This is a genomic window from Brevibacterium aurantiacum, from assembly GCF_003932995.1.
Taxonomy (GTDB): Bacteria; Actinomycetota; Actinomycetes; order Actinomycetales; family Brevibacteriaceae; genus Brevibacterium; species Brevibacterium aurantiacum.
Genome location: NZ_CP025333.1, coordinates 1,912,488 through 1,936,772, shown reverse-complemented (window position 1 = coordinate 1,936,772; position 24,285 = coordinate 1,912,488). Strand labels below are relative to the sequence as shown.

At 61.9% G+C, this 24,285-nt stretch carries 19 protein-coding genes; 4 read left to right on the top strand and 15 right to left on the bottom strand.

The window, feature by feature from the left end:
• Positions 1–7: 7 nt before the first annotated feature.
• The 4 genes from rpmA to CXR25_RS08960 all read right to left on the bottom strand — a co-directional run bounded on the left by rpmA (position 8) and on the right by CXR25_RS08960 (position 2,699).
• Positions 8–259 (bottom strand): 50S ribosomal protein L27, encoded by a 252-nt coding sequence (gene rpmA / locus CXR25_RS08975; protein ID WP_009884168.1) that lies wholly within the window; start codon positions 257–259, stop codon positions 8–10.
• A 13-nt stretch (positions 260–272) separates the two neighbouring features.
• Positions 273–581: a 50S ribosomal protein L21 gene (gene rplU / locus CXR25_RS08970; protein WP_029417392.1), complete on the bottom strand. Its 309-nt coding sequence runs from the start codon at positions 579–581 to the stop codon at positions 273–275.
• 175 nt (positions 582–756) lie between these two features.
• Positions 757–1,071 carry a chorismate mutase gene (locus tag CXR25_RS08965; RefSeq protein WP_009884166.1) on the bottom strand — a complete coding sequence of 105 codons (315 nt, stop codon included), beginning with the start codon at positions 1,069–1,071 and terminating at the stop codon, positions 757–759.
• Between the two features lie 95 nt (positions 1,072–1,166).
• Positions 1,167–2,699 (bottom strand): alanine/glycine:cation symporter family protein, encoded by a 1,533-nt coding sequence (locus CXR25_RS08960; protein WP_096158687.1) that lies wholly within the window; start codon positions 2,697–2,699, stop codon positions 1,167–1,169.
• A gap of 142 nt (positions 2,700–2,841) precedes the next feature.
• Here CXR25_RS08960 and CXR25_RS08955 point away from each other — a divergent pair, with 142 nt between their 5' ends.
• The gene (locus tag CXR25_RS08955; RefSeq protein WP_226823785.1) at positions 2,842–3,945 is read left to right on the top strand and encodes an SPFH domain-containing protein; all 1,104 of its coding nucleotides are present in this window, start codon (positions 2,842–2,844) and stop codon (positions 3,943–3,945) included.
• Between the two features lie 108 nt (positions 3,946–4,053).
• On the opposite strand, the gene CXR25_RS08950 is transcribed toward CXR25_RS08955, so the two are convergent.
• Entirely contained in the window at positions 4,054–7,161 is a 3,108-nt protein-coding gene (locus CXR25_RS08950; RefSeq protein ID WP_241211595.1) for an Rne/Rng family ribonuclease, read from the bottom strand.
• Positions 7,162–7,507: 346 nt separating this feature from the next.
• On the opposite strand from CXR25_RS08950, the gene CXR25_RS08945 reads away from it, so the two are divergent.
• Positions 7,508–8,158 carry a vitamin K epoxide reductase family protein gene (locus tag CXR25_RS08945; RefSeq protein ID WP_009884162.1) on the top strand — a complete coding sequence of 217 codons (651 nt, stop codon included), beginning with the start codon at positions 7,508–7,510 and terminating at the stop codon, positions 8,156–8,158.
• 140 nt (positions 8,159–8,298) lie between these two features.
• On the opposite strand, the gene ndk is transcribed toward CXR25_RS08945, so the two are convergent.
• From ndk to CXR25_RS08915, 6 genes are all read right to left on the bottom strand, one after another.
• Positions 8,299–8,712, bottom strand: coding sequence for a nucleoside-diphosphate kinase (gene ndk / locus CXR25_RS08940; protein ID WP_009884161.1), 414 nt, complete (start codon positions 8,710–8,712; stop codon positions 8,299–8,301).
• 82 nt (positions 8,713–8,794) lie between these two features.
• Positions 8,795–9,160, bottom strand: a complete 366-nt coding sequence (locus CXR25_RS08935; RefSeq protein ID WP_009884160.1) for a DUF4233 domain-containing protein — start codon at positions 9,158–9,160, stop codon at positions 8,795–8,797.
• A gap of 4 nt (positions 9,161–9,164) precedes the next feature.
• Positions 9,165–10,553, bottom strand: a complete 1,389-nt coding sequence (locus CXR25_RS08930) for a bifunctional folylpolyglutamate synthase/dihydrofolate synthase (RefSeq protein ID WP_101556373.1) — start codon at positions 10,551–10,553, stop codon at positions 9,165–9,167.
• Positions 10,550–13,816 (bottom strand): isoleucine--tRNA ligase, encoded by a 3,267-nt coding sequence (gene ileS / locus CXR25_RS08925; RefSeq protein WP_009884158.1) that lies wholly within the window; start codon positions 13,814–13,816, stop codon positions 10,550–10,552. Before ileS ends, CXR25_RS08930 begins: the two co-directional genes overlap by 4 nt.
• A gap of 335 nt (positions 13,817–14,151) precedes the next feature.
• Entirely contained in the window at positions 14,152–14,907 is a 756-nt protein-coding gene (locus CXR25_RS08920; RefSeq protein WP_009884157.1) for an SDR family oxidoreductase, read from the bottom strand.
• A gap of 152 nt (positions 14,908–15,059) precedes the next feature.
• Complete coding sequence (locus CXR25_RS08915; RefSeq protein WP_096146463.1) at positions 15,060–16,208, bottom strand: acyltransferase; 1,149 nt, start codon at positions 16,206–16,208, stop codon at positions 15,060–15,062.
• A 138-nt stretch (positions 16,209–16,346) separates the two neighbouring features.
• Here CXR25_RS08915 and valS point away from each other — a divergent pair, with 138 nt between their 5' ends.
• Positions 16,347–18,992, top strand: coding sequence for a valine--tRNA ligase (gene valS / locus CXR25_RS08910; protein WP_009884155.1), 2,646 nt, complete (start codon positions 16,347–16,349; stop codon positions 18,990–18,992).
• A 124-nt stretch (positions 18,993–19,116) separates the two neighbouring features.
• Positions 19,117–19,806, top strand: a complete 690-nt coding sequence (locus CXR25_RS08905; RefSeq protein ID WP_009884154.1) for an AIM24 family protein — start codon at positions 19,117–19,119, stop codon at positions 19,804–19,806.
• A 117-nt stretch (positions 19,807–19,923) separates the two neighbouring features.
• Here CXR25_RS08905 and CXR25_RS08900 read toward each other — a convergent pair whose 3' ends face one another.
• The 4 genes from CXR25_RS08900 to CXR25_RS08885 form a co-directional block, all read right to left on the bottom strand.
• Positions 19,924–21,213, bottom strand: a complete 1,290-nt coding sequence (locus CXR25_RS08900; RefSeq protein WP_009884153.1) for an MFS transporter — start codon at positions 21,211–21,213, stop codon at positions 19,924–19,926.
• 13 nt (positions 21,214–21,226) lie between these two features.
• Positions 21,227–22,513 carry an ATP-dependent Clp protease ATP-binding subunit ClpX gene (gene clpX / locus CXR25_RS08895; protein ID WP_069601336.1) on the bottom strand — a complete coding sequence of 429 codons (1,287 nt, stop codon included), beginning with the start codon at positions 22,511–22,513 and terminating at the stop codon, positions 21,227–21,229.
• 253 nt (positions 22,514–22,766) lie between these two features.
• Positions 22,767–23,408 (bottom strand): ATP-dependent Clp protease proteolytic subunit, encoded by a 642-nt coding sequence (locus tag CXR25_RS08890; RefSeq protein ID WP_029417364.1) that lies wholly within the window; start codon positions 23,406–23,408, stop codon positions 22,767–22,769.
• 26 nt (positions 23,409–23,434) lie between these two features.
• Positions 23,435–24,031, bottom strand: a complete 597-nt coding sequence (locus tag CXR25_RS08885; RefSeq protein ID WP_009884093.1) for an ATP-dependent Clp protease proteolytic subunit — start codon at positions 24,029–24,031, stop codon at positions 23,435–23,437.
• Positions 24,032–24,285: the final 254 nt, after the last annotated feature.

Sequence of the window (24,285 nt, the reverse complement as noted above, 5' to 3'; positions counted from 1 at the left end):
TAGTCGATCAAGCGCCGACGATGTTGACGATCTTACGACCGTTGCGTTTGCCGAATTCCACGGCTCCTGCGGACAGCGCGAAGAGCGTGTCGTCTCCGCCGCGTCCGACGTTGGCGCCTGGGTGGAACTTGGTTCCGCGCTGGCGAACGATGATCTCTCCGGCCTTGACAACCTGTCCACCGAAGCGCTTCACACCGAGGTACTGCGGGTTCGAGTCGCGACCGTTACGGGACGAGCTGACTCCCTTTTTGCTTGACATGTGAAGTCTCCTCTTACTTGATGTTCGTGATCTTCAGACGGGTGAGGTCCTGGCGGTGGCCCTGACGCTTCTTGTAACCGGTCTTGTTCTTGTACTTCTGAATGATGATCTTGGGACCGCGAAGCTCGTTGACGACCTCAGCGCTGACAGCGACCTTCGACAAGGCATCGACGTCGGTCGTGACAGTCTCACCGTCGACGAGGAGGACGGCGTCGAGCTCGACGCTCTCTCCGGCCTTCGCCTTCATTCGGTTAACTGTGATGATGTCGCCGACGCTGACCTTTTCCTGATGGCCACCGGCACGGACAATGGCATAGACCATGTCGAACCCTTTCTGTTCATACACAAACGAACGGCGGTTGATCCCTTGGCTCCCGAAGAAGGATTTCCCCGGGTGTCCCATTGAGAGGAATCACCAGCCGTGGTGCGCAGCACGCACCGACGGTCAAGTCTAATGGATTCGACCATCGTTGGGCAAACCGTACGTCGTGCCGAACTCAAGCCTCACGGGTCTCAGCGATCCGTTCGTGATGACGGATCACCTCGGCGACGATGAAGGTCAGGAACTTCTCTGCGAACTCCGGGTCCAGGTGCGCATCTTCGGCCAGCCTGCGGAGGTGGGCAACCTGCCTGCGCTCCCTCTCGGGATCTGCGGGAGGCAGACCGTGGTCAGCCTTCAGCTCGCCGACTCTCTCTGTGAGCTTGAACCTCTCAGCGAGCAGATGGATGAGCGCTGCGTCGATGTTGTCAATGCTTCCGCGCAGTTCCAACAGTCGCTCCTGGGCATGTGTCTTGTCGTTGATCTGATCCACGTGCTCCAGTCTAACGAGACTCGAAGCAATCCGCCGACGACGCACTGAGGCCGATCTCGCGCCTTCGCGGGATCGGCCTCAGGGGAGAACTGAACTCAGACCATCTCCTCCACAGGAACAGCGTCCTTGGTGTCGGGGTCCATGAGCGTACCGGCCTTGCGGTCGGCCAGGTACTTCTTCATTTCCTTCTTCACCACCGGCATCAGCATGTAGAGGCCAAGGATGTTGATGAAGGCACAGAGGAACAGTGCGGCATCCGCGAACTCCACAATCTTGCTGAAGCTGGCGATGCAGCCGATGACCACGAACACGCAGACGAGGACACGGAAAACTGTGACTGCCCCCTTCGACTTGCCGAAGAGGTAAGCCCAAGCACGCTCACCATAGTAGGCCCAGGTGATTAGCGTGGAGAAGGCAAAGAGCGCGACAGCGATCGCCAGCAGCACCGGATACCAGCCAGCCACTGTGGAAAAGGCGTCCGAGGCCAGGGCCACGCCGCCGATCTCACCCTGTCCAAGGTCGTTGGTGTACGAGGGCTGGTTGGCAACGATGATGGTCAGTGCGGTCATGGTACAGACGATCACGGTGTCCACGAAGGGTTCGAGAAGTGCTACGAAACCTTCCGAAATGGGCCGACGAGTCTTGACTGCCGAGTGTGCGATCGCGGCCGAACCGATGCCTGCTTCGTTGGAGAAGGCTGAACGCTGGAAACCGATGATCATGACGCCGACGATGCCGCCGGCAACTCCCTGCGGTGCGAACGCTCCGTCGAAGATCTGGCCGATGGCCGTTGGGATCTGGCCGAAGTTGATAGCCAGGACCAAGAGGCAGGAAAGAACGTAGAAGATGCCCATGGCGGGGACAAGCTTGTCAGTCACGTGGGCGATCGACCGGATTCCACCGAGGATCACGAGACCAACGAGGCCAGCGAAGATGATGCCGAAGATCAATGACGCCGCAGGGCCAGCGAGGAAGCCGTCTGCGCCGCCGGTAGCGGTGCGAACCTGAACGAAGGTCTGGTTGGCCTGGAACATTCCGCCGCCCACGACGCCGAAGATGAGTATGGAGACTGCGAAGATTCCGGTCAGCAGACCGGCGATGGGCTTGGAGAACTTGCGGAACGCGATTGGCAGGTATTTGAAGGGACCGCCGTAGACGACGCCGTTCTCGTCGATCTCTCGGTATTTGACACCGAGGGTGCACTCGACGAATTTCGTGCACATACCGAGAAGGCCGGCGATGATCATCCAGAAGGTAGCGCCGGGACCGCCGAGGGCGATAGCCACACCGACACCGGCGATGTTGCCGAGGCCGACGGTGCCGGAGAGCGCCGAGGCCAGTGCCTGGAAGTGGGTGATCTCGCCCGGGTCGTTCTTGGACGAATGTTTGCCACGGATGATTTCGAGCGAGAGCTTGAATCCCCGGGCTTGGATGAACCCGAAATAGATGGTGAAGATTAAAGCCGCGCCGATGAGCCATAGCACCACGAAGGGGAAGGAAATCGGTCCGAGCGTAATGGGAAAGAAGATGATGCCACCGAAGAAGGTGGCGATCGGATCGAACCAGGAGTTGATTGCATCATCAACCGGAGATTTGGGGGCATCTGCTGCCCATAACAAAGTGTTCATGGTGCAATAACCTGCCGTACCCCGAGGAAGGTATCAAGCACTATCGCACCGGTAGTGGATACAGTTATCCAACTGTTACCTACATCACACCTGATGGGCTGTTCTGAGATGCACGTCTCATTCTGTGTCCTAGACTGAAATCATGACTCAGAACCCCAATCAGCACAGATATCCCCCGGCCCAGCCACCAGGACCGCAGCAGAACCAGCAGCGTCCTGACCGCGGATCTCGACAGCATCCCGGCAATGGGCCCCATCAATCCCCTCCGGGCGGCCCGCAGGCGCCCCCGGGAGGACCTCCAGGCCGGGGCCGAGGACGTCCTGCACGAATTGCGTCAGCGGAGGGTGAACGTGTCAGGGAAAGCTCGGCCGGAGGCGTGTCGGGCTACTTCGCCATCGTAGGCGGCGTCATCCTGCTGATTCTGGCACTCCTGCTCGCGGTGTTCGGACTCATCATGACAGTGGCACAGGCGGCGCTCGGGGTCATCCTCATCGTGCTCGGTGTCGTCATGTTCATTGCCGCGATGTTCCTGTTCAAGGGATGCACGTCCGTGGCTCCTGGCAATGCTGTCGTCCTGCAGCTCTACGGCAAGTACGTCGGCACAGTGCGCCAATCGGGACTGCGCTTCGTCAACCCCTTCTATTCGAAGATCCAGGTCTCCACGCGCATCCGCAACCACGAGACGTCGACGCTCAAAGTCAATGACCTCGATGGCAATCCGATCGAAATCGGCGCAGTGGTCGTCTGGCAGGTCCAAGACACGGCTCAGGCACTGTTCGAAGTCGATGATTTCGAGGAGTTCGTCGCCATCCAGGCTGAGACCGCTGTACGTCACATCGCGAACTCCTATGCGTATGACTCCTCGGACCCGAACCGTATGTCCCTGCGCGACAATGCTGATGAGATCACGTCGAAACTCTCCAGCGAGGTCGCAGCGCGAGTCGCCGCCGCCGGTGTGACCATCATCGAATCGCGCATCACCCAGCTGGCCTACGCGGCCGAGATCGCCCGCGCCATGCTCCAACGCCAACAGGCGACAGCCGTCGTGGCAGCCCGCCAGCTCATCGTCGAAGGTGCTGTCGGCATGGTCGAGACCGCCATCGAGCAGATCGAAGGACGCGGCATCGTCACGCTCGGTCACCTCGAACGCAGCGATCTCGTATCGAACCTGATGATCGTCCTCTGCGGCGACCAGGCCGCGCAGCCGACGATCAGCACCACAAGAAATCAGGAATCCGGCAAATAAGACGTCCCTCCACCGATCCCGATGATCGGTGGAGGGACGTTTCTGTGCGGCCTGGTCGTCGCAGTCAGACTGCGACAGCCCTGGCGCTCAGCCCGTTGGAGCCGGTGCTCAGTCCTCGCCGATGATGACGAACGAGGTCGGCAACGACGGCTGCGCCGTCTCGCTCTTGGCCTCGGACTTAGCGGCAGGCTTGCGTCGAGGAGCGGCCTTGACCGGTTCAGCCTTGGCCACCTTGGTCGCCGAGTCGGCTCCGATCATCAGCGGCAGCTCGGCTGCGGGAACCTCAGGTTTCTTCGCCCGCGCAGGCTTGGCCTGTGCCGGCTGCTCCTGGGCAGGCTGCTCCGGCGCAGGCGTCTCGTCGACCGTTGTGTCCTGAGCCGACTGGTCCTGTGCGGAGTCGGACGAATCAGCGGACTTCGCCTGCGAGCGTCTCCTGTTGCTGCGGGTCCGGGAACGGCCCGATCCGCCGTTTCCGGCCGAATCGCTGGGCTCGTTGCCCTGCGAGTCCTTAGAGCTGTCGGTGTTCGCCGAGGAAGAAGCGTTATCAGACACCGACGCGTCTTGGGAGCTTCCGGCCTCCTTCGACTCGGCTTCGTCCTTCTTCAGTGTGGCCTTGGCGATGGCGGCAACGGCTGAGCGGGAGGCATCGTTGGCAACGGCATCCGACTGGCCGTCGGAGTCGTTGGACTTCGACGATGATTTGTTGTCGCCGCGCCGCTTACGATCACGCCTGCTGTTGCCACCGTCATTGTTTGAGGACCGGTTGCCATGGTGGGCCTTCGATCCGTCCTCTTCCGAGCCAGGCAGCAGCAGCCCCCGGCCTGAGAGGTCAGCACCAGCACTGACCAGGGACTCGGCGAGCCCCGTGCCGATGCGTTTACGGGTCATCTGCACGAGACCCAGCGAGGTCACCTCGGCGACCTGATGCTTGGTCCTGTCCCGGCCCAGGCATTCAACGAGACGACGCACGACGAGGTCCCGATTCGACTCGAGAACCATGTCGATGAAGTCGACGACGATGATGCCGCCGATGTCACGCAGGCGAACCTGACGGATGACCTCTTCGGCCGCTTCGAGGTTGTTACGGGTCACGGTCTCTTCGAGGTTTCCGCCCGAACCGGTGAATTTGCCGGTGTTGACGTCGATGACCGTCATCGCCTCTGTGCGGTCGATGACAAGGGAACCACCGGAGGGCAGGTTGACCGTGCGCTGGAGCGCCTTCTGAACCTGTTCCTCGACCCGGTAGTGGTCGAAGATGTCTTCGTCTTCGCTGTAGCGGTGGACACGATCAAGCAGGTCCGGCGCGACGGCCTCGACGTATTCGTGGATGGTGTTCCAGGCTCCGTCACCGTCGATGACGAGCGAGGAGAAGTCCTCGTTGAAGACATCGCGAATGATGCGCACGATCATGTCCGGCTCGCTGTAGAGGAGCTGGGGGGCGAGCACCTTCGTCGACTTCGACTTCTTCTCGATGGTCTCCCACCGTTTGGCCAGTCGTTCGACGTCTGTGCTGAGCTCCTTGTCGCTGGCGCCTTCGGCCGCGGTGCGCACGATGACTCCGTTCGAGTCACCGACGAGTTCCTTGAGCAGCTTCTTGAGGCGATTGCGCTCGACATCGGGCAGCTTCCGCGAGATGCCGGTCATCGAGTTCCCGGGAACGTAGACGAGGAAACGTCCGGGCAGAGAGATCTGGCTGGTCAGGCGGGCACCTTTGTGACCGATCGGGTCCTTGGTGACCTGGACGAGAACCGCGTCGCCGGGGCTGAGGGCGACTTCGATGCGACGGGCTTTGCCGTCCATGCCCAGGGCATCCCAGTTGACCTCACCGGCGTAGAGAACGGCGTTGCGGCCCTTGCCGATGTCGATGAATGCTGCTTCCATGCTCGGCAGGACGTTCTGGACCTTGCCCAGGTAGACATTGCCGATGAGGGAGGACTGCTGGCGGTTCTCCTTGAGGTAGTGTTCAACGGTGATCCCGTCCTCGACGACGACCAACTGGGTCTGCTCGCCGCTTTCGCGCACCAGCATCGTCCGGTCGACCGATTCACGACGGGCGAGGAATTCAGCCTCGGTGATGACGGGGCGACGGCGACCGGCCTCGCGGCCTTCCTTGCGGCGCTGCCGTTTGGCCTCCAGGCGCGTGGAGCCCTTCAGCGAAGTCACTTCATCGTTGTCGGTGCTGCGTGTACGTGAGCGACGACGGCGACGGCGACGCGAACCGTTGTCGTCGTCATCATCGTGATCGTCATCGGAGGAGTCGTTGGACTTCTCCGTGGGCTGCTTGGAGGACTCGTCATCGGAGCTCTTCGTCTCCGCGGACTTGTTCGAGTCTGCCTGCTGGCCCTTCTTGTCCGAACGGCTGCCGGACCGGGACTCATTGTTCTTCGTTCCCGAGGCGGAGTCGTCGTCGGAGGAACCCTCGGTTGAGGCTCCGGCAGAGCCCTCGGCGTCGGAATCGCTGCCGTTGTCATCGCGTCCTCGGGAGCGGCGGCCACGGCCACCGCGACGCCGGCGACGGCCGCCGGAATCATTCGAGTCATTGTCCTCGGAGTCGTCATTCTTCACACGGCTGGTGTCGTGGTCTGAAGAGTCGGAATAGTCCGAGTCGTCATAGTCGTCGTCGGAATCGTCGCCGGTGTCCTCCGCCTGAACGGGCTGAGCCAGTTCGGCCTTGGGCACCTGGAAGATCAGGCCGCCATCGTGAGGCACTGCAGGAGCGCTTCGCGGTGTCGGCGCGGGCGTAGGCTCGGCTGTCGGCGCGGCGAAGGGATTGCGAGGATCGAACGCCGGCGCAGGCGATTGGGCGTTTGCAGCGGTGTCATTCGAAGCGTCGTCGGCCTCCGAGGAATCGTTCGCTTCACTCCCCCGGACAGAACTCGCGGCCTCCGGTGAGTCTGCAGAGTCCTGTGAGTCTTCGTTGGAATCGCGGACGAACTGCTCGAAGACCAGTCCTCTGTTCGCCACGGCGTCACGTGCCTTCTTCGGTGCACTGCGTTTCGGCTCGGGGACGACATCGTCGCTGTCATCCGAGTCCTCATCGGGCTCTGGAAGACGCAGGGATTCTGCGGCCTCCGCGATGTGATCGAGCTTCTCCCTGATGCTCTCGTCGACATCTCCGTTCGCGGAGTCTGCCGTATTCACCGACTGCTGCAGGTTGGCGAGATCCGCGAGGATGCCCTCTGTTGCTTCGTTGCCGTCGTTTGACGCGTCATTCATTGTTACTCCCAGACCGAAGGCTCCGTCCACACCCCACGGATCTTCGGATCCTTGCATGGTCCAAATCGGACCGAAACTTGTGGATGGCACTTCCAGCTCGCGCTCAGCGCGTAGGCCTTCCATGCTGCCTCTTCTTGGTGTCGACCTGCGAGGTCGTACCCTCGACTCGGTGGAGGCACTTCTCCTGCTCGGTGTGAGAGCAGGTATCCGTTCGACCATTATGTCACAGATCAACCGAAGTGCTCCTGCTGTTGAGGATCTCCCCTGGTCCCCGTCACTGACGTATTGCGATCATTCACAGGTGTCTGCGTTTGCCGCTCGATGCCCGGGGAGGCATTCTTGGAGTGTGAATACCGCAGACACGCTTCCTGATGACGATATCGACGTAGTCCCGCAGACCCGATCCTGGGTGCTTCGGCCGGCCACCCTTGGCATCTTCCTCGTCGTCACCTCTGTCGTCGGCTTCCTGGCGTCCTTCGCCCTCGCTGTCGAGAAGTACGAGAAGTTGGAGAACCCGAATGCGGTACTCTCCTGCGATCTCAATCCGTTCTTCTCCTGCGGATCGGTCATGGAGTACCCCGAGAGCCAGCTCTTCGGCTTTCCCAATCAGCTGCTGGGAATCGCCGCTTTCATATTCCCGCTGCTGCTGGGCGTGTTGCTTCTTGCCGGAGCGAGGATCCCCGGATGGGTCATGGTCGGGCTCAACGTCGGCTTGGCTCTCGGCACCACTCTGGTGATGTTCCTGTTCTACATTTCGATCTATAAGATCGGCGTCGGCTGCCCGTGGTGCATGGTGGTGTGGACGATGACGATTCCGATGTTCGTCTCCGTCACGGCCCATAACGCCCTGGCCGGAAACTTCGGTGCCGGAATCGCTCGCAATCCGATCGCCAGAGTCCTGGCCAAGGAGAACATCGCGATCTTTGTGCTCTGGTTGCTCGTCATCGCAGCTTGCGTCGTCGTCCAGTTCTGGAATTTCTTCGCGACCCTGTTCTGACGGGGACCGCGCAGTCGGACGGAACAGCGCAGCAGGCAGTCCTACAGAGTGCTCGAGCGCCCTGTCGCAGATCCCTTTTTGAGAGGAACTGCGACAGGGCGCCCGTATTTATGTGCGCAGAACTGCTGCCTTGAGGGGAATCAGGCGGGGAACCAGATTCCGATCTCGCGTTCGGCGGACTCGACGGAGTCGGATCCGTGCACCAGGTTCTTCTGAACCTTCTCTCCCCAGTCGCGACCGAGATCGCCGCGAATCGTACCCGGGGCTGCTGCCGTGGGATCTGTCGCCCCTGCCAATGAGCGGAAGCCGGGGATGACTCCCTGGCCGGAGGCGATGATCGAGACGATCGGGCCCTCTGACATGAAGTCGACGAGAGGCTGGTAGAAGGGCTTGCCTTCGTGCTCTGCGTAGTGGGCGGAGAGTTCATCGGCTGTCGCGGTCCGCAGCGACAGAGCGTCGATGCGGTAGCCCTTGGCCTCGATCCGAGCGAGGATCTGACCGACGAGTCCTCGGGCGACACCATCGGGTTTGATGAGGATGAGAGTGCGTTCCATTCCAGTCCTTTTCGTTTGTGCGGTGATCGGCGGTCACAGTTTAACCGCCGTGAGTTTCATTCCTGTCAATCGCCGAGGCGGTTCAGGCTCGTTCGGCCACTTCCCTGTCGATCCTCGCCGACCAATATACCGACACCGCCCACATGGCGATGAAGATGGCAGCGACGAAGAACATCGAGGTGACGAGGAATCCTGAGGCCACGAGGAGGGCCTGGACGACCCAGCCCAGTGCCACACCCGGTCGTTTCTGGCCGATCTTGCGTGGAAGCAGCAGCACCGACACGATTGCCAGAACCGCAATCACGGAAGCGCCGAGGAGGAGCTGGCCCAACGTCAGGGATCCTGCAGCCTTCACTTCCAGCCCATAGGCGGTGAGCACCGCGAAGTAGACGACGAAGAGCTCACAGATGAGGATCGAACCGCAGAGAACGGGAAACTTCGATTTCACAGTCTCATTCTTCCTTTCCGAGCAGCAGGCGGGCCTCGGCAACGGTGTGCAGTGAGCCGGTGACGACGATCCCTGGGCTCGTCGCCCCGGAACTGTTCGCCAGGTCGATGGCCTTCATCAGGGCGGCGTTGAGGTCCGGCGTCTCGAGCACAGAGTCCTCATCCACCCATTCACGAGCGGCCTCGGCGAGTTCGTGGGCTCCCAGCGCTCGAGAGTCCAGCGCCTCACTGACGACGAACACATCAGCGCTGCGGTGGAGTTCCTCGAGCACGCCGAGGACATCCTTGTCAGCGAACATCGCCAGGACCATCACGGTGTAGTCGAAGTCAAAGGCCTCGGTGATGGTCTCGGCCAGCACATGGGCCGCGTCGGGGTTGTGCGCCCCGTCGACGACCACGGCCGGTCCCGTCCGGACGAGTTCGGCGCGGCCAGGAGACGTCACGTGGGACAGGCCCTCAGCAACGGTGTCGAGAACCAGTGGCTTATCCTCGTCGCTCAGGAAGGCCTCCGCCGCGACCAACGCGACGGCGGCATTGTGCGCCTGATGAATCCCATGCAGCGGCAGGAAGATGTCCGTGTAGACATCACGGATTCCCTGCACGGTGATGAGCTGCCCGTCGACTGCACGGGTGCGGTCCAGGAGCCGGAAGCTGCGTTCCTCGGTCAGCGCGAGAATCTGTCGACGCTCCACCTCGGCGTCCAAAGCCTCCTGGGCTTCGTCGGTCTGCGTGCCGATGACAGCCACCGGATTGGGCGCCGGAGACGGATCGAGGCTGCGGTTGAGGATTCCGGCCTTGGTGGTGGCGATCTCGGTGAGGGTGTCACCGAGGAACGCCTGATGGTCAAGTCCGATCTTCGTGAAGACGCACACCTCGGCATCGGCAACGTTCGTCGAATCCCATTCACCGCCCATACCGACCTCGGTCACGACGACGTCGACGGGGGCGTCTGCGAACACCGCAAAGGCCAGGATCGTCAGCGCTTCGAAGAACGTCAGTCGACCGCGCCCCTCAGCGAGGAGTTCAGCATCGACGAGGTCGAGCACCGGTGCGATCTCGTCATGGATGCGCACGAAGGTCTCAGCCGGCACGGGGCCTCCGTCCACAGAGATCCGCTCAGTCACCGAATGCAGGTGCGGACTGGTGAAACGGCCCACTCTCAGATCGTGGGCTGTCACGATCGCGTCGATCATCCGCGCGGTCGAGGTCTTGCCGTTGGTCCCGGTGACGGTGATGACCGGAGCCGCCTGATGGATATCGCCGAGGAGCTCACAGGCCCGACGGGTCGCGTCGAGACGAACCTCGATCTGGGTCTCACCTGCACGCGCCAGCAGCGACGCATACACCCGGACGAGCTGAGAGTCAGACTGCTCGGCGTCTTCGCCCGCACTCATGCCCGGCTCACGGCCAGTCGTGTTCCCGACGGCAGCTCTTCGGGGGTGAAAACCTGCTCGTGACCGTGGACAGCGGCGAAGTCGAGCGAGGTGGCCAGGGTTTCACCGGCGATGAGGTCCCGGTGAGTGGTCAGCGCGGCGGTCAGTTCGGCTTCTGCCTCGATGACGACCGTGATTCGATCCGAGATGTGCAGGTCCAACTGCTTCCGGATGCCCTGGATGGCGCGCACGGCGTCTCGGGCCACGCCTTCGGCTTCGAGCTCGGGGGTGACACGAGTGTCGAGGGCGAGGAAGCCGGAGTCGAGCGCTGCCAGTTCCATCCCTTCCGTGCCCGATTGGGCCACGGAGTCCAGGGTGTACTCGCCGTCGACCAGGTCGATTCCGCCGCTGGTGACCGTACCGTCGTCGGCAACAGACCAATCCCCGGTCTTCGAAGCCTTGATCACCTGCTGCACCTGCTTGCCCAGACGAGGTCCGGCGGCACGGGCGTTGATCACCAGGTTCTGCGACAGGGAGAATCCTGCCGCTTCGGCTTCGGCGACATCGAGGACCTCGACCTCGCGGACGTTGAGCTCATCGGAGATGATGTCGGTGAACTCGGTGCTCAGATCGGTGTCGTCCGCAACGGTGAGCTTGGCCAGCGGCAGACGCACCCGCAGCCTGTTGGCCTTGCGCACGGACGAGGCAGTCGAGCAGATGTCGCGGGTCAGGTCCATGGCGGAGACGAGTTCGTCATCGGCGGGGAACAGGTCGGCGTCCGGATAGTCGGTCAGGTGCACCGACCGTTCTCCGGTGAGTCCGCGGTAGATCTCTTCGACGGTGAACGGCAGCAGCGGGGCTGCAACCCGGCAGAATGCTTCCAGGCAGGTGTAGAAGACGTCGAAGGACTCGTGGGTGTCTTCGGTTCCGTCCCAGAAGCGGCGACGGGAACGACGCACGTACCAGTTCGTGAGCATGTCGAGGTAGCTGCGCACGAGATCGCAGGCGGCCCAGATGTCGAGGCCCTCCATGGCTTCGGCGAACTCAGCGATCAGGTCATGGGTCTTCGCCAGCAGGTACCGGTCAAGCACCTGGCTCGAGTCGTAGCGGGATTCCGCGCGGTAGCCGGCCTTTGCACCGTCGGCTCCGTCTGCCGTGTTGGAATAGGTGGCGAAGAACTGCCAGGTGTTCCATAGCGGGAGAACGACCTGGCGCACTCCGTCGCGGATGCCCTGCTCTGTCACGACGAGGTTGCCGCCGCGCAGGATGGACGAGGCCATGAGGAACCAGCGCATCGCGTCGGAGCCGTCACGGTCGAAGACCTCGTTGACGTCGGGGTAGTTGCGCAGGGACTTCGACATCTTCTGACCGTCGGAGCCCAAGACGATGCCGTGGGAGATGCAGTTCGTGAACGCCGGACGGTCGAAGATCGCGGTGGAGAGCACGTGCAGAAGATAGAACCATCCGCGCGTCTGACCGACGTACTCGACGATGAAGTCGGCGGGGAAATGGTTGTCGAACCATTCCGAGTTCTCGAACGGATAGTGAACCTGGGCGTAGCTCATGGAGCCCGAGTCGAACCAGACATCGAAGATCTCAGGGATGCGGCGCATCATCGACTGACCGGTCGGATCATCAGGGTTCGGTCGGACCAGGTCGTCAACCCAGGGGCGGTGAAGATCGACCTCTCCTTGGTCATTGATCGGCAGGCGACCGAAGTCGGCCTCGATCTCGGACAGGGAACCGTACACATCGGTGCGTGGATATGAGGGGTCATCGGAGGTCCACACGGGGATCGGTGAACCCCAGAAGCGGTTGCGGGAGATCGACCAGTCCCGAGCGTTCTCCAGCCATTTGCCGAACTGCCCGTGCTTGACGTTGTCGGGCACCCAGTTGATCTGCTCGTTGAGCTCGACCATACGGTCCTTGAACTCGGTCACCCGAACGAACCAGGAGGACACTGCGCGGTAGATCAGCGGATTGCGGCAGCGCCAGCAGTGCGGGTAGGAGTGCTCGTAGGATTCGTGACGGATCAGCAGAGCCGAACGGCCCGTCAGCGGACCTGTGGAGTTGCGCAGATCCTTGATGATCGCCTTGTTGGCCTCGAAGACCTGCTGGCCTGCGTAGTCGGCCACGGTGGAGTCGAAGCAGCCGGCGTCGTCGACTGGGCGTGCTGCGGTGATGCCGTAGGAGTCGGTGAGGTCCTTGTCCTCTTCACCGAAGGCAGGCGACTGGTGGACGATTCCCGTGCCTTCCTCGGTCGTGACGAAGTCGGCTTCGAGGATGGTGTGCATCCGCTCGCCGAACTCGTCCTGGCGACCTTCGAAGTAGGGGAAGGGTGGCTCGTAGGCACGTCCGAGCAGCTCACTGCCGGAGAATGTGCGCAGCACTTCGGGGTTCTCCCCCAGCTCGCGCGCATAGGCGCCGAGGCGAGCCTCGGCGAGGATCAGGGTCTTGCCCTGCAGCTCCTGTGCACCGTCCTCGCCGGCGACGACTGCGACCAACGGGATTTCGGGATTGACCGCGACCGCCTGGTTGGAAGGAACAGTCCACGGGGTCGTGGTCCAGATAAGGACCCACTCGTCGGAATCCTTGAGCTTGTAGCCGACGGTCACGGCCGGATCCTGGCGCGACTTGTAGACATCGTCGTCCATCCGCAGCTCGTGATTCGACAGCGGGGTCTGGTCCTTCCAGCAGTAGGGCAGAACCCGGTAGCCCTCGTAGACGAGGCCCTTGTCCCACAGCTGCTTGAACGCCCAGATCACACTTTCCATGTATTCGACGTTGAGCGTCTTGTAGTCGTTCTCGAAGTCAACCCACCGACCCTGGCGGGTGACGTACTCTTCCCATTCCTTCGTGTACTTCAGCACCGAAGAGCGGCAGGCATCGTTGAAGGCAGCCAAGCCCATGCCGCTGATCTCAGATTTGTCGGTGATGCCCAGCTGACGCTCGGCTTCGAGCTCTGCGGGGAGTCCGTGTGTATCCCACCCGAATCGGCGGTCGACCTTCTTCCCGCGCATCGTCTGGAAGCGGGGAACGACGTCCTTGACGTATCCGGTCAGCAGGTGGCCGTAGTGAGGCAGGCCGTTGGCGAAGGGAGGACCGTCATAGAAGACGAACTCGTTCGAGCCGTTCTCACCTGAATCACGCTGATCGATCGAGGCTTGGAACGTGTCGTCCTGTTTCCAGTACGAGAGTACGGCGTCTTCGATGGCGGGAAAGTCCGGCGAGGCACTGAGGCCGAAGGCCGAGGTCGATACCTTGGGATACAACGGTTGCGTCATGAGCGTCCTTTTGAGTCACTGCGGTCACTGTCACGAGGACGACATGTCTGCCGCGGTACCACCTCGCTTATCCGCCGTGAACGTCTGTCGGATGAGACAGACGATCGGAGGATCGCTCATAGCCGGAGTGATGACGGGTCCAACCGCCCGGTTCTACTGGGCGCCCCTCCCCTGCCGACATTGTCGGTCAGGGTCGAATACGCTGTTCTTCCGGATGCTCCCCGGTGATGGCCGGATCACTGCATCCTCAATCGTATACCTTGGCCGTGGGTGTCGACCACTCCACGTCCGCAGGCGCGCATCGGTCACCGCGCATGGGCCGCCGGCCTCCCTGCTCAGAGTCCTGTGTTGCGTGCGACTTTGTGCTGTGCGGCCTGTGCGATCGGTCTGATCACCATCAGATCGACGTTGAAGTGGTGCGGCCTGGTCAGCGAGTAGACGACGGCGTCTGCGACGTCTTCGGCGGTCAGTGGATTCTCCACCCCTTCGTAGACCTTGTCGGCCTTGTCCTGGCTGCCGCCGACTCGCTTCAGCGTGAACTCCTCGGTGGCGACCATTCCGGGAGCGATTTCGATGACGCGCACGGGTTCACCGGCGAGTTCGAGTCGCAGCGTCGCTGCGATGGAATGTGTCCCGTGCTTTGCGGCAACGTACCCGCCGCCGCCTTCGTAGGCCTGATGCCCGGCGGTCGAGGACATGACGACGATGTCTCCGCGCCCGGATTCGATCAGTGCGGGCAGGAAGGCCTTGACGACCCGGAGGACTCCGAGGACGTTGACGTCGAACATGTCACGCCACCCGTCGACCGAGGCCTCAGCGACCGTGTCGGTGCCGTACGCGGCGCCGGCATTGGCAACGAGGGAGTGCACCGGTCCCCCAGCCAGCACCTCGGCGGTGAGTGCGGCAACCGCATCGTCGTCGGTGAGGTCGGCAACGATATAGCTGGCGCCGGTCTCGTCGGCCAGTGCGCGCAGCTTCTCCTCCCGCCGGGCCACAGCGACGACGTCCCAGCCCTGTTCCCGCAGCTGACGAACCGTTGCGGCGCCGATTCCCGAACTCGCCCCTGTCACGACCGCTCTGAGTGTTTCCATCGCTGTGCTTCTCCGTCCTTCTGGTTGGTGCCCGGTGATCCTTTGGATCCAGCCGCCTCTGTGCGTGCTTCGACCGGGCGATGCCTTGTTCGCCGAGGTCGTGTCTTCAGTCTACGGAGTTCTGCGGCCGGACTGGCGCAGCACGGTGGCCTCTAGGCACTGGTGGTGTCGGTGTCTGTCTTCGGTGCCGACGTGGATTTCCTTGCCCGCGGCACCCGTGGGTTCGGCTTCGCGTGGGGATTGCGTGGACCACCTTCGCCGAACACGGCGCGGACTCCGGGGATCTTGACCGCCAGCCAGGTGATGGCAGCACAGATGATCGTGTAGACGATCGGCATCACGATCGCATGGAGAATGACACCGGGGACGGTCGTGGGCAGGCCCATCTCATTGCGCAATGGGTAGAGCAGGAGCGGGTGGAGCAGGAACACCCCGAAGGAGTACGGGTAGAACCAGTGCAGCAACCGGAAACCGGTGTTCATATGGTGGTGGAGCAGAAGGTAGGCCGCCAAGGAGGCGATGACGACGCCGGGTGAGAGATATTCGTAGGGGAAGATCCATGGTTTCTCCCCCGGGCCGAGTCCGGCCCAGACGATGGTCATCGCAATCGCTCCGGCCAGGGCCAGCCAGGCCAGAACGACCCCGCGAGGGGACAGCACCACGTCCCGCAGCACCCATCCGAGGATATAGAACCCGGCCATGGGCAGGAACCGGGTGGCGATATTGGCCTCGCCCACGTCGAAGACGATGCTCACCCACTGGTCGAGCATTCCAATGCCCAGGAAGATGAGCCCCGTACCCCATTGCAGTCGCCTGGAGCCGTGAACGCTGAGCAGTCGGAAGAACGGCGTCAGCAGCGTCAGACCAGCGAGGACGTAGAGGAAGTAGAGCTGCACGAACGGGGACCCGGTGAGGATGGCGATTCCCGGGTTCCAACCGTCATCGGTCGGGAGGAGATAGAAGCGGCGGAAGACGACGTAGACAGCGGTCCAGAACACGAGGGGAATCCCGATTCTCCAGACCCGTTTGCTGAGGAACTTTCGTGGCTTGTTGCCGCGTGCCGGGTCCAAGGCGAGTGCGCCGGAGATCATGATGAAGACGGGAACCGACCAGCGGGCCGCGGAGTCGAACCCGTTGGCCACCCACCAGTCTGGGCCCATGCCCGCATAGTTCTCTTCGACGACGGTCCCCAGCGAATGGATGGTCACGACTGCCACGATCGCGATCGCACGAGCAGGATTCATCCACGCGGTCGACGTGGGCGGCAGGTTCTCTGATCCGATTCTGTCCAAGGGCGCCATGCTCCAATAATCTCATTTTCAGCGACCGCCGCATCTCACGCCGCGTTCCGTGTGTGTCACACCCTTGAATCGCCGAAACCCGCTCGTACCCAGTCATCGGTTTGGCCCCAGGCCGCCCGGGTGAGAAAATCAACAACTATGAACACACCTGCCTTTTCGGACTCGACGCACGAGTCAGTGAACCTGCCGGATAAGCCGGCTCTCGAAGGACTTCGCGACAAATGGGATGCCGCGTGGAGCGACAACGAGGTCTATGCCTTCGACGTCGATACGGATCGTGAGCAGGTCTATTCGATCGATACTCCCCCGCCCACAGCGTCGGGCTCCCTGCACGTCGGGCACGTCTTCTCCTATACGCAGACCGACATCATCGCCCGGTATCAGCGCATGCAGGGAAAGAACGTGTTCTATCCCTTGGGCTGGGACGACAACGGTCTGCCGACAGAGCGCCGCGTCCAGAACTACTACGGGGTCACCTGCGAGCCCACTCAAAGCTACGATCCTGACTTCGCACCACCGGCAAAGCCTCCGAAGAACTCCCGTGACTTCGTCAAGGTCTCGCGCCAGAACTTCATCGAGCTCTGCGAGAAGCTGTCCGCTGAGGACGAGCACGTCTTCGAGGAACTCTTCCGCTCCACCGGCCTGTCCGTGGATTGGAAGTACACCTACCGAACCATTGACGACACCTCCCGCTCTGTCAGCCAGAAGGCTTTCCTCACCGATCTCGCCAACGGGCATGCCTACTCACAGGACGCCCCCACCATGTGGGACGTCACGTTCGGCACCGCTGTCGCGCAGGCCGAGCTCGAAGATCGAGAGAAGGACGGCGCCTACCACAAGGTGAACTTCTACCCCGAAGGTCCCGACGGTCTCGCGGACACCTCGGCGGATCCGATCATCATCCTCACATCCCGCCCGGAGCTCATCCCCGCAGTCGTGGCACTCGTTGCTCATCCTGAAGACGAGCGCTACACCGCATCCTTCGGCACCAGAGTCGTCTCACCGCTCTTCGGCGTCAGCGTCGAAGTCCGCGCCCATGAACTGGCGAAGTCGGACAAGGGCACGGGAATTGCCATGGTCTGCACCTTCGGCGACCTCACCGACGTCACCTGGTGGCGCGAGCTCAACCTGCCCACGCGTGCCGTCATCAACCGTGGTGGACGACTCAACCTCGAAGTTCCCGAGTGGATCACGGCATCGCCGAAGCCGGATGCTGTGGCAAATTACGAGAAGCTGGCGGGAAAGACGACCTTTACCGCTCGCAAGGACATCGCCGAGATGCTCGCCGAGTCGGGTGACCTCATCGGCGAAATCGAGGCCATCACTCACCCAGTGCCGTTCTACGAAAAGGGCGACAAGCCTCTCGAGGTTGTCACCTCTCGTCAGTGGTACATCCGCAACGGCGGTCGCTCGGCCGAGCTTCGCGATGCCCTCATCGCACGCGGACGCGAGATCGAGTGGCATCCGACGTTCATGCGCTCCCGGTACGAGAACTGGGTGGAGAACCTCAACGGAGACTGGCTCGTTTCGCGCCAACGCTACTTCGGCGTGCCCATCCCGCTGTGGTACCGCTTGGACTCGGACGGGGAACCTGACTACTCGGATCCGATCGTTCCCGAGTCCCTTCCCATCGATCCCATCGCCGAGGTGCCCGCCGGGTTCACAGCCGACCAACGAGATGTGCCCGGCGGGTTCACCGCCGACCCGGATGTGCTCGATACCTGGGCGACCTCGTCGTTGACCCCGCAGCTGCTGGGCGGCTGGAGCCGCGATGACGACTTCTTCTCCAAGGTCTTCCCCTTCGATCTGCGTCCACAGGGTCACGACATCATCCGCACCTGGCTGTTCTCCACCGTGGTCCGCGCGAACTCGCTCAATGACGCCGCACCGTGGAAGCATGCCGGCCTGTCAGGTTGGATCCTCGACCCGGATCGCAAGAAGATGTCGAAGTCGAAGGGCAATGTCGTTGTTCCCACCGACATCCTCGCCGAGACGAAGCCGGGATTCGGCCCCGATGCCGTCCGCTACTGGGCTGCCAGTGCCAAGCTCGGTTCCGACACCGCCTACGACGTCACGCAGATGCAGATCGGGCGGCGTCTGGCCATGAAGCTGCTCAATGCTTCGAAGTTCGCACTCGCACAGGGCGTGCACTCCGGTCTTGTCGGTCAGCTCGGCTCGGTGACCCACGATCTCGATCGGGCGCTGCTGAAGAAACTCGCCGAGGTGGTCGATGCCGCTTCGACGCACATGGCGGCCTACGACTACGCGCATGCACTTCGTGCCGCGGAGAGCTTCTTCTGGGAATTCACCGACGACTACGTCGAGCTCGTCAAAGACCGGTCCTACGGTGCCACCGGGGATGACGATCAGCTCTCTGCCCACGTCACGCTCGCGACTGCGCTCGATGTCCTGCTGCGTCTGTTCGCCCCCTTCATGCCCTTCGTGACCGAAGAGGTGTGGTCCTGGTGGCGGACCGGATCTGTGCACAGGTCACCCTGGCCAGGTGACGAGCAGCTCACACATCCCGAGTCCTCAGTGGACCCGGAACTGTTGGTCTCAGTCGCCTCGGTGCTCACCGAAATTCGGCGAGCGAAGACCGAGGCGAAGGTCTCCCAGAAGACGCAGGTCCGCAGCCTGACCATCCATGCCCCTGCAGCTATCGTCGCCGCCATCGGCAGCGCTCAAGGCGATCTGCAGGCTGCCGGACGCATCCAGGAGCTCGTCACTGAGGAGAAGGGCGAGGAGATCACGGTTGCCGCGATCGACTTCGTCGAACAGGACTGATCTGTCCCCCTGTGTTCCAAGATAAGAACAGGAACTTCCGGGCGTCTGCGGCTTCGGACGCATACGATGGACTCGACAACAGAAGTACTCACGATCTTCTTCATGGACGAAAGGCCCTTGCACAATGAGAAGCGAACTCTTTTCGAAGCGGAATGCGGAGATTCAGAACCAGGAACGCTGGACTCTGCAGTCGAACAAGATGCTGCGCACAGTGATCAACCCCAACGCCCCCATGATCGCCACGAAGGGTGCCATGGTCGCGTATCAGGGCGACGTCCGTTTCACCCACCAGGGATCGAAGTCTGTGGGTCAGTTCATGAAGAAGGCCGCCACCGGCGAGGGTGGGAATGTGATGAAGGTCGAAGGTCACGGTGAAGTCTTCTTCGCTCGTGAGGCCTCGAACATCTTCATGATGGCGCTCGAAGGTCAGCAGGATGCGCTGACCGTCAACACCTCGAATCTGCTGGCATTCGACGATGCTCTCAACTGGGAGATCAAACGAATCAAGGGCGGAATCGGTGCCATGGCCAGCGGTTCGGGACTGTTCAACCTCGAGCTCAACGGTGTGGGTACGGCCGCCATCTGCTGCAAGGGCGAGCCGATGGTCCTCGACTGCTCACAGCAGCCGACCTTCGTCGATCCGCAGGCTGCGGTGTGCTGGTCCTCGTCTTTGGCCCCACAGATCAAGACCGATGTCAGCGTCGGGACGTTCTTCGGTCGTGGTTCGGGTGAATCGGTTCAGCTTGCCTTCCACGGCCCAGGCTTCGTCGTCGTCCAGCCTGCTGAGAACGCCGTGTATACGGCTCAGGCCTAGTCAGACCAAGCCCGAGGCGCCCTGGGACGACAGGGAGCTTCGGATTGCACATATTACGACCCCGAGGTCGCCCGGTATTCACCGGGCTGCCTCGGGGTCGTTGTGTTGGAGAGTTCGTCAGGACACGGGTGTCCGTGAGTGATGGCCTCCTCCGCGCTCGACGCGATAGCGCCGAAACGTCGGGAAGATCAGTGCACAGGCGATGACGAGCACAATCACGAGGAGGCCGCCTCCGGAGGCTGCAATGGTTGTGGTCGTCAGCTCGGCGACGGTGCCGTGGAGGACATCGGCGATGCGGGGCCCGCCGGCGACAACGACGATGAACACGCCCTGCATTCGTCCGCGCATGTCATCGCTGGCAGCCTCCTGCAGCATCGTGGAGCGGAAGGCTGAGGAGATGATGTCGGCACCGCCGCCGATGGCCAGGCCGAACAGTGCGACGATGAGGGCCGCTGTCCAGAAGTGTGAGGCGAACTCGAGCGACAGACCGAATACAGACATGGCGGCGCCCCAGACGAGGATCGCTGTGATCACTGCCAGACCTTGGCGTTCGACACGGGAGACCCAACCGGAGAAGATGCCTGCCAGAGCACTGCCTGCCGCCAACGAGGCGAACAGGAGTGAGAAGACGATGCCGCCGGCGGGTGGACCGCCGAAGGTTTCCGTGGCGATCTGCGGGAACAGTGCTCTGGGCATACCGAAGACCATGGCGATGACGTCGACCAGCAGGGAGACCATGACGACCGTGTTCGTGCCTAAATAGCGGAAGCCGTCGATGACGCCCTTGAAACCGGAGCGAGTGTCGGGCTGCTTCAGCGGCACCAGAACAGGCAGACGCATCACCGCGTAGAGGGTGGTGGCCAGGAACAGCGCATCGATGAGGTAGAGCATCTGGTAGCCCACCACCGGGATCAGTGCTCCCCCGATGATCGGGCCCGCCACGGCGCCCAGTGTCATGACGGTCATATTGAGCGAATTGGCCGACGGCAGAAGATCCAGCGGAACAATGGTGGGCAGCAGCGCACCCTTCGCGGGCTGGTTGAGACCGAAGAAGGCCTGCTGCAGGGAGAACACGCTCAACAGCAGCCACACGTTGTCGACCTGCATGAGCGCGAGCACTGCCAACAGGGTGCTGGCGATGATCAGTCCCGCGGTGGAGACGATGAGCAGTCTGCGTCGGTCGATGACATCGGCGAGTGAACCGCCCCACAGTCCGAACACGATGAGCGGAACCAGGCCGAAGATGCCGCTGAGGCCGACGTACCCGGATGACCCGGTGATGTGATAGATCTGTGCGGGAATGGCCACGACAGTCATCTGGGCGCCGATGACGGTGACGATATTGGCCACCCAGAGGCGGCGGAAGTTGTCGTACCTTAAGGGCCGGGTATCAGCGAACAGCCGCATCTAGCGAGGGACGTCAGGCTGATTTTTTGGATGCCCGAGGCTGCTCGCGAGGAACCAGCGTGGGGGCTGCGTTCTTGTCCACGACTTCTCTGGTCACGACCACCTCGGCGATGTCCTCGCGTGAAGGAACATCGAACATGACGGGCTGCAGGACCTCTTCGAGGATGGACCGCAGGCCGCGTGCACCGGTTCCTCGCAGCAGGGCAAGGTCGGAGATGGCTTCGAGTGCGTCGGTCTCGAAGCGGAGTTCGACATTGTCGAACTCGAACATGCGCTGGTACTGCTTGACCAGAGCATTCTTAGGCTCTGTGAGGATCGAGATCAGTGCGGCGCGGTCAAGTGTGGAGACTGTGGCCAGCACCGGCAGACGTCCGATGAACTCGGGAATGAGTCCGAACTTCAGTAGATCCTCGGGCAGGATGTCGGCGTAGAGGTCCTCTTCGTCGTTCTTCGACTGCAGGAGCGCCCCGAACCCGATGCCGTGTTTGCCCTTGCGCCCGGCGACGATCTCTTCCATGCCTGCGAACGCTCCGGCGACGATGAACAGCACGTTCGTGGTGTCGATCTGGAGGAAGTCCTGATGGGGGTGTTTGCGCCCACCCTGCGGCGGAACTGATGCCTGGGTTCCCTCGAGAATCTTCAGCAGCGCCTGCTGAACGCCTTCACCGGAGACATCGCGAGTGATTGAGGGGTTCTCCGACTTACGGGCGATCTTGTCGATCTCGTCGATGTAGATGATGCCGTGTTCGGCCTTCTGGATATCAAAGTCCGCGGCCTGGATGAGTTTGAGCAGAATGTTCTCGACGTCTTCGCCGACGTAGCCGGCTTCGGTCAGTGCGGTCGCGTCTGCAACGGCGAACGGCACATCGAGCCGCTTGGCCAGCGACTGCGCCAGGTAGGTCTTACCGGATCCGGTGGGGCCGACGAGAAGAATGTTGGACTTCGCGATCTCGACCTCGGTGTCGTCTGAGCCCAGGGTCTTCGTGTCTTCTGCGCCCTGCAGAGAGCGGATGCGCTTGTAATGGTTGTAGACGGCGACGGAGAGAGCCTTCTTCGCGGGCTCCTGACCAACCACGTATTCCTGTAGGAAGTCGAAGATCTCGCGGGGTTTGGGCAGTTCGATCTCGGTGTGCTCGGCGGTGCCTTCGCTGAGCTCTTCTTCGATGATCTCGTTGCACAGCCCGATGCATTCATCGCAGATGTAAACGCCAGGTCCGGCAATGAGCTTCCGAACCTGTTTCTGCGATTTCCCACAGAAATTACATTTGAGCAGGTCTGCTCCGTCCGCACTGCGAGCCACTGTCACAACCTTCCGCCGGGGCACCTGACCCCAACTCTACCGCCCGTGTTTCCTGTACCTCAATAGCTTCCCATACGGGACTGACATGAGCGGCCAGGACCGTCATTCGGTGTGTCGGAGAGCCCGGACCCACCCAAACTGTCGAGAAGGCCCAAACTACTCGGCGCCACACCCTGTGGCAACTCCCGCCGCCACAGACTGCTTTGGGCCCGGACAGACGCCGCCTGTCCGGGCCCAAAGATGTTCGTGTGTCTCAGACTGCCTTGCGCGAGGTCAGCACCTGGTCGACGAGTCCGTAGTCCTTCGCCTGTTCGGCGGTGAGGAAGAGGTCACGTTCGATGTCGTTCGAGACCTGCTCCGGGGACTTGTTCGAGTGGTCGGACAATGTCGTCTCCAGCCACTGGCGCATCCGGAATACCTCTGCGGCCTGGATTTCGATGTCCGAGGCCTGTCCCTGTCCCTGGCCCTCCATAGCGGGCTGGTGGATGAGGACGCGGGCGTTGGGCAGAGCCAGACGCTTGCCGGGGGTGCCGGCGGCGAGAAGAACCGCGGCAGCTGAGGCTGCCTGACCGAGGCAGACGGTCTGGATCTCCGGCTTGATGTACTGCATCGTGTCGTAGATGGCCGTCATCGCAGTGAACGAGCCGCCTGGCGAGTTGATGTAGAGCGTGATGTCACGGTCCGGATCCTGCGATTCGAGGACCAGGAGCTGAGCCATCACATCGTCGGCGCTGGTGTCGTCGACCTGGACGCCCAGGAAGATGACACGATCATCGAACAGCTTCGTGTAGGGATCCTGGCGCTTGAAGCCGTAAGGAGTCCGCTCTTCGAACTGGGGCATGACATAACGGGACTGCGGCATGTTGCCAGCGGTGGACCCAGGCATAAAGTTCATTGAATTCATTCTTCCTTGACTCCCACTCAGTTGTCGGTGACGTCGGACGAACGGGTCACCATCTTGTCGATGAAGCCGTATTCGAGAGCTTCTTCGGCGGTGAACCAGTGGTCGCGGTCGTTGTCCTTGAGGATCTGCTCCAGGGTCTTGCCGGTCTGTTCGGCAGTCAGCTCTGCCATCTGCTTCTTCATGTGCAGAATGAGCTCGGCCTGGATCTTGATGTCGGTGGCGGTGCCTCCGATGCCGCCCAGCGGCTGGTGCATGAGGATGCGAGCGTGTGGCGTGGCATAGCGTTTGCCGGGTGCACCCGAGGACAGCAGGAACTGTCCCATGGATGCGGCCATTCCCATGGCCACGGTGGACACATCGGGCTTGATGTACTGCATGGTGTCGTAGATCGCCATTCCCGCGGTGACCGAACCACCCGGGGAGTTGATGTAGAGCGAGATGTCCGCATCAGGATCCTCTGCCGCCAGCAGCATCATCTGTGCACAGATGGCGTTGGCGTTGGAGTCACGCACCTCCGAGCCGAGCCAGATGATGCGCTCCTTGAGCAGACGGTTGAAGATGTGGTCATCGAGACCCATTGCCCCACCGGCGTCGAGGCCGACGGGCGCTGTCATTTCGTGTGCGCTCACGTTTCACTCCTGTTGGTCTTTGGTTGCTTTGATATGGACTCTAACTGCTCAACGGTCCGTTTTAGTCCGTCGAAGCACCTGTGTTCGCCATCAGCGTGATCGTGCATCGGATTCGGACTCATGGACCGTGAACCGCGGCGCCACGCAAGGGCCGACGTCGCTGTGGTGCCTGGGTGGAACTATGCAAAACGGTGGGCACGGAATAATTCCCGTACCCACCGTTGAAAGCTCAGTCACCG